General features: G+C 51.5%; 8 protein-coding genes and 1 tRNA gene. 4 read left to right on the top strand and 5 right to left on the bottom strand.

Annotated elements, in window-relative coordinates:
* Positions 1 to 90: 90 nt before the first annotated feature.
* Entirely contained in the window at positions 91 to 621 is a 531-nt protein-coding gene (locus tag LK436_RS09370) for a transcription termination/antitermination NusG family protein (RefSeq protein WP_008397835.1), read from the bottom strand.
* Between the two features lie 704 nt (positions 622 to 1,325).
* Between LK436_RS09370 and LK436_RS09365 the strand changes: the two genes are divergently transcribed.
* Positions 1,326 to 1,398: transfer RNA gene (locus tag LK436_RS09365), tRNA-Ala, on the top strand.
* A 177-nt stretch (positions 1,399 to 1,575) separates the two neighbouring features.
* On the opposite strand, the gene LK436_RS09360 is transcribed toward LK436_RS09365, so the two are convergent.
* Positions 1,576 to 1,956: a VOC family protein gene (locus LK436_RS09360; protein ID WP_021966536.1), complete on the bottom strand. Its 381-nt coding sequence runs from the start codon at positions 1,954 to 1,956 to the stop codon at positions 1,576 to 1,578.
* Between the two features lie 361 nt (positions 1,957 to 2,317).
* Between LK436_RS09360 and LK436_RS09355 the strand changes: the two genes are divergently transcribed.
* Positions 2,318 to 4,108, top strand: coding sequence for a CvpA family protein (locus LK436_RS09355; RefSeq protein ID WP_227910022.1), 1,791 nt, complete (start codon positions 2,318 to 2,320; stop codon positions 4,106 to 4,108).
* A 295-nt stretch (positions 4,109 to 4,403) separates the two neighbouring features.
* Positions 4,404 to 5,414 (top strand): nucleoid-associated protein, encoded by a 1,011-nt coding sequence (locus tag LK436_RS09350; RefSeq protein WP_008397824.1) that lies wholly within the window; start codon positions 4,404 to 4,406, stop codon positions 5,412 to 5,414.
* 80 nt (positions 5,415 to 5,494) lie between these two features.
* On the opposite strand, the gene LK436_RS09345 is transcribed toward LK436_RS09350, so the two are convergent.
* Genes LK436_RS09345 through LK436_RS09335 form a run of 3 tightly spaced genes read right to left on the bottom strand, consistent with a single transcriptional unit; the run spans position 5,495 to position 11,295 of the window.
* Positions 5,495 to 6,307, bottom strand: coding sequence for a hypothetical protein (locus tag LK436_RS09345; RefSeq protein ID WP_008397823.1), 813 nt, complete (start codon positions 6,305 to 6,307; stop codon positions 5,495 to 5,497).
* Complete coding sequence (locus tag LK436_RS09340; protein ID WP_008397822.1) at positions 6,304 to 7,524, bottom strand: DUF5716 family protein; 1,221 nt, start codon at positions 7,522 to 7,524, stop codon at positions 6,304 to 6,306. The genes LK436_RS09345 and LK436_RS09340 overlap by 4 nt, the downstream gene beginning before the upstream one ends.
* A 24-nt stretch (positions 7,525 to 7,548) precedes the next feature.
* Positions 7,549 to 11,295, bottom strand: coding sequence for a DUF5717 family protein (locus tag LK436_RS09335; RefSeq protein ID WP_008397821.1), 3,747 nt, complete (start codon positions 11,293 to 11,295; stop codon positions 7,549 to 7,551).
* Between the two features lie 200 nt (positions 11,296 to 11,495).
* Between LK436_RS09335 and LK436_RS09330 the strand changes: the two genes are divergently transcribed.
* On the top strand, positions 11,496 to 12,647 hold the full coding sequence (locus LK436_RS09330; protein ID WP_008397820.1) for an NAD(P)-dependent malic enzyme: 1,152 nt from the start codon (positions 11,496 to 11,498) through the stop codon (positions 12,645 to 12,647).
* Positions 12,648 to 12,665 lie beyond the last annotated feature (18 nt).

Below are 12,665 nucleotides of genomic sequence, written 5' to 3'. Positions count from 1 at the left end.
CCTCCTCTTTCACGCAAAAAAATAAGAGCCCCTTCCACGAGACTCCCTCATTTCCCATACGGCCTATTCAGCCGTCAGCTTCTATATGATTTATCCTCTTTCAACATCTTTCCTCAGCCGAATTCCCATCATTGCCCTCCACTCTTTCCCGGCAACCTTCAGTTCCACCACAGCGAACCTTTTCCTGAGATTCAGCTTTACAATTTTATCTAAAAAAAACTGAAGGGGTCCGTCTGCTTTCCGGATCCCTCCGTCCTCATCTAAGTCAAGCGTCGTTAGTCCGGCGACGCACGTTTCTTTTTCATTTCTGCGCAGGATATTGAGGAAATTCTCTTCCTCCTTTTCAATGGGAATAAAACATCCCTCATTGTCGCCTAAAAGCCTGGTATACTCCGGCAGTCTCTTCAGCTCATAAAAAAGCCGTTCCGGCTGCTCTGTCTCTAAAAACACGTAGGATGGAAACATAGTCTCCGTAACCGCCGTCCATCTGCCTCCAAGCCGTTTTAAAAGCTCCCGCTTCATCGAAAAACAGGAGCCGTACAGTGCATGGGAAACATTCCTTCTCACAATCCCGGCAAGCTCCTCTTCTTTTCCAGTCGTTGTCTGGATCACATACCACATGTCAGTCTCCTGTTCTATTTTTCTTGTTCTCTTTCAACGCTTTATCTGCACTCAAAAAGCCGGCAGAAATCGTCAAAAGCATAGACGTAAAATACAATTTTGGGTATAGCTTCGCCATACCCGCAATCAAAAATATCCCGGATCTCTCCCTTTTATAACCTCACTTCTTCCTTGCATATGCCCCATTAGCTTTACGAAGGTTCCGCGATTTTTTCCGTAAATTTCGCTCCTGAACAGAGCCGATACCGGCCTTTTTTGTCCAGGCGCAAAACTCTTTTTATGCCTGTAAATTATAACACCATTTGAAAATACGGTCAATATCTGCAAAAAGGAACATCTGGCAGGAAATGTTAAAGATTTTCTTATGATTTTCTTGCGGCTGGAGCCCCTCTTGTTTCTTTTCTTTCCTCTGCTGCTTTTTATCTTCTTCTCAGTTCACGGAAACACACTTTTTTCACATTTTCACCACAGTTTCTTCACACCTGATTGGTATGATACAGTCAGCAAGACAGAAAACACTGCTTGCTACTTAATTCTTTTTCATATCCCGGCAGGCTGGACGCCTGCCGGGCTCCCCCTTTTTTCTTTCCATTTTTCCTACCTTTCCCTTTTTTTTGCAGTTTAACGGCCAGCCCCGCATAATTTTCCATCTCAAATCTTGATTTTGCCTGACAGAGTGCTATAATAAAATTGTTTTATGAAACGGGGACATAGCTCAGCTGGGAGAGCGTTGCGTTCGCAACGCAAAGGCCGCGGGTTCGAATCCCGTTGTCTCCACTTTTTAAGGATCGGGATTTAAATGATTCCAATACCGGCTTATCGCATTCATGAAGAGGGCTTCTGAACGATCTGTTCAAAGGCCCTCTCTCATATTATTTCATTATTTCAATGCTTTTTGTCATCTGTCTCTGCTGTCCCTTTCTCAGTCTCCGGAAACGTATCCGCCCCATCTCATCACTCATGCAGCTCCAGCGGCAGTCCGTCTGGATCCTTGAAGAATGTCATCCTCTTCCCGGTAAATTCATCCACCCTTACAGGCTCCGTTTCGATTCCCATATCGTTTAATTCCCTCACTGTCTCCTCTATATCTTCCACAGCGAATGCCAGATGCCTGAGCCCGCAGGCTTCCGGATAGGACAGACGCTTGGGCGCTCCCGCTATTCCAAACAGCTCCAGCTCGCAGCCGTCCATCTGCAGATCCAGTTTGTAGTCACCCCGGTCTGCCCTGTAATTCTCACGGATCACCTCAAAGCCCAGCTTGTCCACGTAAAACTCTCTGGATTTCCTGTAATCCGATACAATAATTGCCGCATGATGTATTTTTTTCAGGTTCATCTCTTCCTCTCCTCTCTCATCCTCTATCATATTTCTGGTCTTCAGATGCCTGCAGCCGTCTTCGCCGAAATCACAGGCTCTCAACTATTATACCATCTCGACTAACGTCTCGATGAAACTGCTCGTCAAATGCATACTCATGCAAGCATGGCATGCGCTTTCCTCGCTATTATACCATCTCCTTCGGATATGCTATTCTTTCCTCCTCTTCCTCCTGTATTTTTCATTTTTCCTGACGTCTTATAAAAATCCGCAGCATTTCATCCTCAATTCCATTAATTTTCCATTAAGTTCCCTCCGTATCCTTGATTTTCTCCCTGTAAATGATACAATAGTTTCTACATATATAAAGGAGGACTTTATGAAAACCAGAAATGTTTCATCAATCATTGTCAGGATTCTCATATCAGCAGTGCTTATCTTTCTGCTGTTTTATTCCATGCTTCCGGCAATTAACCCAAAGGATAAGAATTTCTTTATCTTCCTTATCCTCTGCATTCTGATCGTTCTTGTGGTCAACTTTCTTTCCTATATGAAGGATTTTCTTCAGACCCTCGGCTCCGGCCGCGGAGTGGAGATGGTCAGGGATGAGACCACCGGCCAGTTTGTGTTCCGCAAAAACAGCGGAAAAAAAAGCCGCGTCAATATGGGAAGGCCTCTGAAGTACGGCTTTATTGCCATCGGCATCATCATCATTTTTATGACTGTCGCTTCCCTTTTAGGCATCCAGTTTTTCAATGCCACAAGGTACCGCGACCTGATTACCATTGAAAATGGTGACTTCGCCGAGGATGTGGCTGAGTTGAACATGTCCCAGATTCCGGTGGTGGACAAGGATACTGCCTCCCGTCTGGGAAGCAGAAAGCTGGGTGAGATGACGGAGTTAGTCTCCCAGTTTGAGATTCAGAACGATTACACCCAGATCAATTATAATGGCGCTCCCTACCGCGTGACGCCTCTCCGGTATGCAGATCCCATCAAATGGCTGTTTAACCACCAGGAGGGACTGCCGGCCTACCTGACCGTTGACATGGTGACCCAGGAGACCAACCTGGTGTGGCTGGACAGCGGCATGAAATATTCCCCAAGTGAATATTTCTTCCGCAATATCTACCGCTACATCCGCTTCAACTATCCGACGAAGATATTCGAGACCGTTTCCTTCGAGATTGACGACAGCGGAACCCCCTACTGGATCGCGCCGACCATCTCCTACCGCATCGGCTGGTGGGACGGCAAGGATATTAACGGTGCTGTCATGGTCAATGCTGTTACAGGCGAGAGCGTCTGGTACCCGAAGGAGGAGGTTCCCCAGTGGGTCGATCAGCTCTACTATGCGGATCTTCTGATCGCACAGCTGGATGACAATGGAAAATTCCAGCACGGCTATCTGAATTCCATTTTCGGACAGAAGGATGTGCGCCGCACTACCTATGGCTACAACTATATGGCAATCAACGACGATGTCTATCTCTATACAGGCATGAGCTCTGTTACCGCCGACGAGTCCAATATCGGCTTCGTCCTCGTCAACTGCCGCACGAAGGAAACGAAATTTTACACCGTGCCCGGAGCCACAGAAACCTCGGCCATGGCCTCAGCCCAGGGACAGGTTCAGCATCTGAACTACACGGCTACCTTCCCTCTGCTCTTAAATGTTTCCGACCGGCCTACCTACTTTATCTCCCTGAAGGACAACGCAGGGCTTGTGAAGATGTACGCCTTCGTAGATGTCGAACAGTACCAGATCGTAGGCACCGGGCAGACTATCGATGAAGCCAAGAGCAATTACAGAAAGGCGCTGAATCTTGAGGATGTGGAGCTTCCCGAGGAAACGGAGAGCACAGAGATCTCCGGAACCGTAGCCGCCGTGGCAGACGCTGTTGTTTCCGGAAGCACCTGCTACTACTTCACCCTTGAGGGCGACTCCCATGTGTACACTGCATTTATCGATGTAAACGAAAGACTTCCGTTTATGCAGCCCGGCACACAGCTGGAATTTTCCTATTCCGAGGATGGAAATGTCCGCAGTGTAACGGAAATCCGAAGCATCACCACCCCTTCCGTCCCTGAGGCACCGGCAGCTGCCCCGGAAGGTTCCGGGACAGCTGCCGGCTCTGCAGTCCAGCCCTCTGAAGGTGCTATGTCATAAAGCTGCAAGCTGCTGAGTTTTATGACATCAGCCTCTGCAAAAACTTCCGCCTGAGACAGAACAGTCTCTTCCCAGGCGGGAGTTCTTTTTTCCTTCTTCTTGCCATTCCGCCTCTCTCTTTTCCTCCTTCCCCCTTCCCCTATCCTCTGCCCCGCAGCCTTTATCCATTACTATTTGAATTTTTTTGCCGGTTCCGCTATAATACAATGAGAATTTTACCAGGTCTGCATCCTGCCTGTCCGCATAATTCGGACACAGCTCAGACTGGCTTTACGTTTTAATCTGGAGGAATCATATGAAAGCAGAAGACATGATTATGAAACTTGGAATTGTACATATATTGGATTCCAGTGTGGGAGTCCCTGTCCTCTCCGACTGTCCCATTGATCTGTCGGGGGATCTCTCAGATTTTTTGAAGGCTCATATCGAAAAATTTACGGAGAGCGACGATGTGAAGCACTGCCGCTTCGGAGAGGGCTCTGAGGTCAAAAAGCTGCTTGAACAGTGTACGCCGGAAAACTTTGTGGAGACAAGCAAACGTCTGGCAGAGCTTCTCTATGACATTATGAATGCCAATATCGACATTCCTCCGGCGGATCTGGCTGTGGTGGTGTTTTCTGCTTCCGGCAGCGACTATCTGGCCTTCCTGAAGATGAATTATAAAACCTCCTACACTCACCTGACCAGTGAAAAGGAGGGAAAGAACAGCAACAGCATTATCCTTCAGCGGGCTCTCCTGCCGGGACAGGGCCAGAAGCTCTCTGAGGCCTTTGCCGTAAACCTGGGGACAGGCGAGCTTCTCGTAACGGAAAAAAAATATGAGGTCAACGGGGAAAAACGCCTGTATTTTTCTGAACTGTATCTGGAATGCCACGCCCCCCTGTCCCAGAAATCCAAGCTGGATCTCGTAACGAAGGCTGTGGATCAGGTAAACCGGAAATACTACGGCGACGACGATGCCGAACGGAAAATGGAAATTAAAAACGTGATCTACAAGGAGCTGGAGGAGGAGGGCGCACTCAAGGTAGAGTCCCTCCGGGAGAAGGTATTTCCGGACAGCCCGGAAATGCAGGAGGCCTTCGATGAAAAGATGGAGAAGTACAATCTGTCCTACGAAACCGTACAGCCCAAAAACGAGCAGACTGTCAAAAAGTTCAAAAGCCAGCGCCTGACCACCGATACGGGCATCGAGATCACGATTCCCATGGAGGAATACCAGAATCCGGACCGTGTGGAGTTTATCACAAACCCGGACGGAACCATCTCTGTGCTGATCAAGAATATCGGCCATCTGGTGTCCCGGTAGCCCTTTCTCCTTCTGCCCCGAATTTCCAAAATACAGCAGGCCCTGAGCGATCCTTTCCGGATTCCTCAGAGCCTGCTTTTCTAAATCATGGTCCTGTATCCTGATTTCCACCTGGACAGAAGCTCCCCTGACGCCTGCCTGCGGCTTTTTTCATCCTGGTTGAACATCTCCTCCACCCGGCGGACTCCCTCCGATTTTCCGGCCCTTGAGACCGTCTCGTCGAAGGCCTCCTTCCACTCGTCCTTTTTTTCCTCCAGAAGGACGCCGCCGAACCGTTCCTTTACCTTGAGCTTTGGATCCATCAGAGTCAGATAATACATCCTTCTCACCGTGTCCTGGTCTTTTCTGTAAATCCAGGACATCTCATAGGCCTGCATGGCCTTGTCAAACCAGAACAGCCCTGCGTAGCAGGCTCCGATGTTGTTCCAGACACGCCCCAGAAACTCGTCATCTGCCGCCGTATTTCTCCGATCGTCCAGGAGCTTTTCATAGCAGCTCAGTGCCGTCCCATACTGGCGCAGGCTGTAATAGTAGTCAGCCGTTACCTTTGCAAACTCAAACGGCCCCATGCCCCGGTAGGTGGCAATCTTCTGCCGGAAGGCCGTAATTTCCTTTGTGTCATAGTAGCGGCACTCCTCCAGGATCATGAAGATCAGCTCATCCCTATCCTCCCCGTTTCGCAGACCGTTCTGAATTTTTACGGAGAGAACCGTCATCTGGAGCTCCTTCTCGATGAACTCCGTCAGGCTGTCATCCAGCAAATGATCCATGGCCAGAAGCGGATAATTGTAAATGACATAGCAGAGCTCCTGGGAAGACCAGATATGGATGCCCAGCGCCTCAATGTAAAGAGGATTTTTTACCTCCTCCTGTCTGCACAGTATCAAACTCATAGTATAACCTCTTGTCTTACCATCGCTTTCGTGGCGGGGAACAGCTCTCCAAAGCCCTTATCCTTCGCCATAATGATCATTGTATTCTCATCGGAAAAACCGATTGTCACCTGAATCCTGTTTGTCTTGTTCTCCCGCTTTGGAAAATCGGTAAGCTCTACAGAGACTGTCCGTCTTTTCCTCTGTTCCAGGGAGGAAATGGTAAATTCCAGGCTGTCCTCTCCGTCCGCGATCAGCTCCACGGTGCTTCTGGCCTCATACCAGTTGTCCCCTGCGGCAGCCAAAACCAGGTTGATATCCCTGCCGCGGCTCACCACCCGCATAGATACCGTGTACCTGAGTCTCCCCTCGCAGACGCAGATAAAGGGATAAGCTGTCTTCTCCTTCAGATAATCCGAAGCCCTGTAGGCCGCTCCCTTAGAAAACAGGCCGAATTCCGCAAATACACGCCTTCTTTTGCAGACCTTCTTCATGAAGCTGTCTGCCCAGTCGGTAGTGGCAAAGCCGCTGCCCGTCAGGATAATGGCTGAGAACAGTCTTTTATCGAGAATCCGGTCTGCACAGGCGGCCAGGAACTGATCCTCTGAGGCTGCCCCCTCGGGCCTCGCCAGGTACTCCATGGTAATCTCCTCCTGAAGCATCTCGCTGTCAGCCGTCACAATCATCTGTCTGGAGCCTCTCTGGGTCTTCAGCTCATAATATCTGGCGCAGCCCTCGGAGAGCTCGAACATTCCCACCTGATTGCTCCACACATCCCTCTTCTGGCTCATCACATAGTAGACGAAGCTCTCCGTATGGCTGATAATGTGGACACGGTTTCTCGGGATCTCCAAATAATCGGCGCAGTAGAGAAGGCTGTCCATCAGCTTTACCTCCGTCTTTCTGAGGGTGATGACAAGCTGGCTTATCTGTTCCTCCTCCATGGCCTTCCTGGGGATTTCCACGATTTCCTTTAAAAACCGTTTGAGAAGCTCCAGACCGGAAAATTCCTGCCCGCCCATCTCCGTCTTTTCATCCTTCATGAGCCTGGTCAGCAGTCTGTCTGCAGAAGGGTCTCCCGCCATGGCCCGGACCGAGGCTTCCTCGCCTACATACCACTCATCCGTCTGCCTGTTCTTGCAGACAGCCGTCCTGACAGTCCAGGTCCGCTCAGGCTCCGCAGCCGTTATGGATGCGTATGCATCGCACAGGTCAATTCCAAGTACAAGTCCGTCCATCTAAAAGTTCCTTTCTCCGTTCTCCTATATCACGCCAAACAGCTCTGCCACAGAGGCATCTCTCACCAGATAGCGCTCCATCTGCTCTCTGAGCGTGTTCTCATTCTTTACATCATAGCTTAAGCTCATCTCATTAAGAAGGGCAAACCTGGTATCCTGCATCTTTACCGGAGGCTCTCTCCGCTCGATGGTGCCGCAGACAGCAGGCTCTTTGTCGTCTCTGTTTCTGTAAATCTGGTATTCCAGAACCTCTCCCTCGAACACTACCTTTTCACGGATATAAATTCCCTTGTATACCTCCTTAAGCTCCTCACAGGAGAAATCCTGCTCCTCGGGCAGCACCCTCACCTTAAGCACAGGAGCAGAATCCTTTTCCCCATGGTACTCAATGATCTCCTTGTCCAGAAGCCTCAGAGGAACAGGGGCAAAGCGGGAAAGCTCCTTAAAATAGGCAAACTCCATCCCCGATTCCAGAAGCACAGCCGTCACACTCTGGCACAGCTCCCTCTGCTCCTTTGTCAGAGCAGGCAGCGCCGAATAATACTTCGTCAGCGCCAGCAGATAAATATCCGGGATCTTCTCCCTGTCTGAGCTGTTGTAGATCGCGCCTTCCAGATAGGCAAATACCTTGTCCTGGGCCGGCTTCTCTTCTATGAAATACTCAATGCACTTTACCGTGAAATAGGCCCTGACAATCAGTTCCTTCGTCTTTTTCCTGGAGGCATAGAGATCGAACACCCGGTCCATCTTCTCCGTGCAGCCGGTAAACAGCATCTGGCACAGGAGTCTCTCCTCCATGTCAGCCGTGTCCACCTGCTCGCGGATTCCGGCAAGCAGAATGTTAAACATCTGATCCACTGTCCCGTTAAAATATTCGCACAGGTAATCCAGAATCGTGCTCTCCGCCTGTCCTGCAAGGAACACCTGGAAGGAAAGGCTCAAAAGCCTCTGATCCTCCCTGAGCAGGGAATCCAGGAGCATCTTGATGACCAGCTCCCTGAGCTCCTTAGTTCCCATCTCCTCGCTCCCATAGCGGCAGACCATGTCATAGGCCTCTGTATAATAGCCCTGGGAGATCAGGGCCTTCATCACCCGGGCCCTCTCTGTGCCGCTCATGGAATCCTTGTCCACAGACAGCAGGAAGGAAATCGCGGGCTCTCTGTTTCCCAGCTCTCCCGGCAGAGCGCACCGGACATAGTACCGCGTCAGAACAGACAGAATCTTTTTCCTGTATATTGGATGAAGCGCCGGCTCTGAGAGCGCCCTCAAAAGCACCTGGGCCTCCGACTCTCCCATCCCGCCTGCCTCTCTCTTTCCCCGTTCCTCTGCCTGTTTCCCGTCCCCGTCCTCTTTTTCCTTCTCCCTCTCAGCGCTCTCCATCACCTTCTGACAGGCGTTCAAGAGCAGGATCGGGTGCTCCGGATACACTTCAAAGCATCTTCTGATCAGCTCCTCTTCCTCCATGGCCGCCTCTGCCGCATAAGGCGTACTCATAAAGCGGTTTCCGGCCCCGTCCTGGAACATCAGGATATCCCGGTCAGAAAACAGCGGCACATAGGCAGTTCCTCTGTCCAGGGGGTAGGCATCCTCTGTGGTCAGCTCCTCATGGCGCACCACCACATACCGGATTGCCTCATCCTTCACCGTCACCTTTCTGGATTTCAGCACAGAGGGGAGCACTCCTGCCAGCTGCCGATCCACCACATCCAGATAGATCATCCGCCGGTAAATGTAAGCCAGGTTCTCGTTTATCTTTCCCTCAAAAAGCTGAGAGAGGGCAAATTTCTCTATGGTTCTCTCATAGAGGCGGAACACAGAATCCTCCTGGCCGGAAAATTCCAGAATATTCCGGTAGAGCTTTGCCCTGCCCTCAGCATCCAGTTCATTTCCGTATGAGAAATAGAGAAGCATCTCCCTCGGCAGAAGTCTTCCATAGTCCTCAGGCATGGAGTAGAGGTAGTACTCGTAAAGTCTTGTGAGAGTGAGTCCCTCCTCCACCCCCTTCTCATACCACTCAAAATACCTGCCGTCTCTCTTGTTGCCGCGTATGAGCATGGAGCAGACAGACGCCAGAATCTGCGGATGGGCAAAATGGCTGTACAGTGCCGTCAGTATTTTAAGGCCGAAGGGTCTGTACTCCTTCTCCCTGTCCAGGAGTCTGGCAGCCGACAGAGCCAGCTCCTCTGTCAGCAGCCCTCTCTTCGCCCCAAAGTAGATCACATGGGACTCGAAGGCTTCCATCTCCTTCAGGAAGCCCGGTTCCCCGGACAGGATCCGGCAGGCCTCCAGAAACAGAAACGGGCTCGCCGCCCCCTCCCGAAACTGCCTGCGCAGATCGGCGTAGACCGTAGCCGGATTTTCCGCAAGCCCCGGATCGAGCCTGAGCATCATCATATAGAAATAGAAATTTCCCTGCTCTCCTGCAAAATAGCGGCGCAGAAGGCGCAGGAAGGACTCCCTCTGGTTTTCATCACCGGAGACCGTCACCTGCAGGTACTGGAACAGGCAGTAATTCATCACCTTCTCATCCCGCTCTGCGAGAGCCTGCTCCCTCACCGCGTCGAGAAGGGCTGCCGCCCGATCCTTCCTTCCGGAAAGCAGCAGACACTCTGCCTCCAGAAGCCGGATGAACACATCCTCGTAGGAGATCTTCATCTGATCCAGCAGACGGCTCATGGATGAGAGCAGCCTCTTTCTGGAAGTCCCCCTCTCATCCTGGTGCTCCGCCCTTTTTTTCCCCTGTCTGCGCCCGGTCTGGGAAAGGGCTCCGGCCTCAGAAGCTCCCTCTGTGCTCTCGCTGTCAGCCTCCAGAACAGACTGGCCCTCATACTGAAGCCGAAGCTCCAGGTAGCGCTTTAAATCCTCCCGGAAGGCAAGACTTCTTCTGGCCTTCTCCGAACCTGCCGTCACCTCAATGTCAATCCTGTGCCTCTCACCGGCGGCCGTCACAAAGATGGCCCCGTAGTTGTTTCCGCCGTGGAGGTTTTCTGACAGGATCAGATAGGGGAGCCTGCATACTCCGTCCTTAAAATCCTCCTGGGTGGCATTTCTCTTCAGCAGATGGATAAAATCTCCGTCAGCCTCCGCCTCCAGGCTGATATATCCCCAGCCCCTGGCCCGGACGGCAATCTCCCCCGGAACGTGCCCGGACAGATTATCATATTTTTTTATATCCTCGTCGAAGGAAATCCCGAAGGGCTCCTTCACCCCGAGTCCTGTCAGGAATTCCTCCATAAAGCTCTGTCTGCTGCCGTGCCCTTTAAGCCCCTCATAGACGGCCCTCACATGGGGATCCTGCATAAAGGGAGCCTCCAGAAAATCAGGGTACTCCAGAAGGCGCAGCGCCGTATCTCCATCCTTCCTGGCCACAGCCGCAAAGTCCTCCGGTGTCCTCAGACTGCTCAGCACGCTGCCGGAGGCCGCCAGATCCACGTAAAATACGTAAGGAATCTCCACCTCACCGCAGTTTGTAACCAGGTTGAACATCCCGTCGATCTCATCTCCGGCCTTCATGAAGGTGGTATCCACCTCATAGGTAATGTGATTTCTCACTCCCCCAAACGAATTGCTGTCTGCCGGAATCCTGACTCTGTCGCTGGTAGAATACACCAGTCCCTTGATGCTGCCCCCGCCCTCACTTCCGATGAACAGCTCCCGTTTTACAGTGGTATTTGTTCTGATTGTCTCTTCTATCGCATCCGGAGTCCAGACCATCTGCGGACGAGCCGCGTCCACGATGCCCATAGCCAGCCGGTTAATTCGTTCTTTCATATAATCACCTGCAGTATTAATAGCCCAAAAAGCCTGATTTCTATTTTAGCATATTTTCCCTTCAATTACACTACATAAAATCGACTTTTTGATAACCGCTTGATTTCAGAAAATAAACTTGCTATGATAGGAACATACAAAAAAAGGACAGAGGCCGGCAGCTCTCGCCTGAGAACCGGCCACAAGGAAGGGATAGTATCATGACAAACAGTGAAAAAGCTCTGAAGCTCCACGAAGAGTGGAACGGAAAAATCGAAACCGTTTCCAAGGCGGCTGTAAAAAGCAGGGAGGATCTGGCTCTCGCCTATACCCCGGGCGTAGCTGAGCCGTGCAAGGTCATCGCCGAAAACCCGGAGGCCGCCTACAAATACACCATCAAGTCAAACACCGTGGCAGTCGTGTCTGACGGAAGCGCTGTGCTGGGACTGGGAAATATCGGCCCTCTCGCAGCCATGCCGGTCATGGAGGGAAAGGCCGTCCTCTTTAAGGAGTTCGGCGGCGTCAACGCCTTCCCCATCTGCCTGGACACCCAGGATACCGAGGAGATCATTGAGACGGTTGTGCGCATTGCCCCGGCCTTCGGCGGCATCAACCTGGAGGACATCTCCGCTCCCCGCTGCTTTGAGATTGAGGAGCGCTTAAAGGAACGCCTCTCCATCCCTGTCTTCCACGACGATCAGCACGGCACGGCCATCGTGGTCCTGGCAGGCATCATCAATGCCCTGAAGGTGACAGGAAAGGCAAAGGAGAACTGCCGCGTTGTGGTAAACGGAGCCGGCAGCGCCGGAATCGCCATCACAAAGCTCCTTCTCACCTACGGCTTTGTCCATGTTACCCTCTGCGACAAAAATGGTATCATCTGCGATGGCATGGAAGGCCTCAACTGGATGCAGGAAAAGATGGCAAAGGTCACCAATCTGGAGAAGCAGACCGGCAGCCTTGCCGATGCCTTAAAGGGCGCTGATATTTTTGTAGGTGTGTCCGCTCCCGGCATCGTGACTCCTGAGATGGTTTCCTCCATGAACCATGACTCCATTCTTTTTGCCATGGCAAATCCGGTCCCGGAGATTATGCCGGACCTGGCAAAGGAGGCCGGAGCCAGAGTGGTTGGAACAGGCCGCTCCGATTTTCCGAACCAGGTCAACAACGTCCTGATCTTCCCCGGAATCTTCAAGGGTGCCCTGGAAGGACGGGCGTCCGCTATCACAGAGGAGATGAAACTGGCAGCTGCAAATGCAATCGCCTCCCTCGTTCCGGACGAGGAGTTAAGCGATGTGAATATTCTGCCGGCTGCCTTTGATCCGAGGGTGGCAGACGTTGTGAGCAGAGCCGTAAAGGAGCATATCCGATAGCCCTGACGAAAATCAGTT

The organism is Clostridium sp. M62/1 (assembly GCF_020736365.1).
Taxonomy (GTDB): Bacteria; Bacillota; Clostridia; order Lachnospirales; family Lachnospiraceae; genus Otoolea; species Otoolea saccharolyticum_A.
The sequence above is the reverse complement of the archived record's forward strand: the minus strand, read 5'-3'. Positions and strand labels throughout refer to the sequence as shown.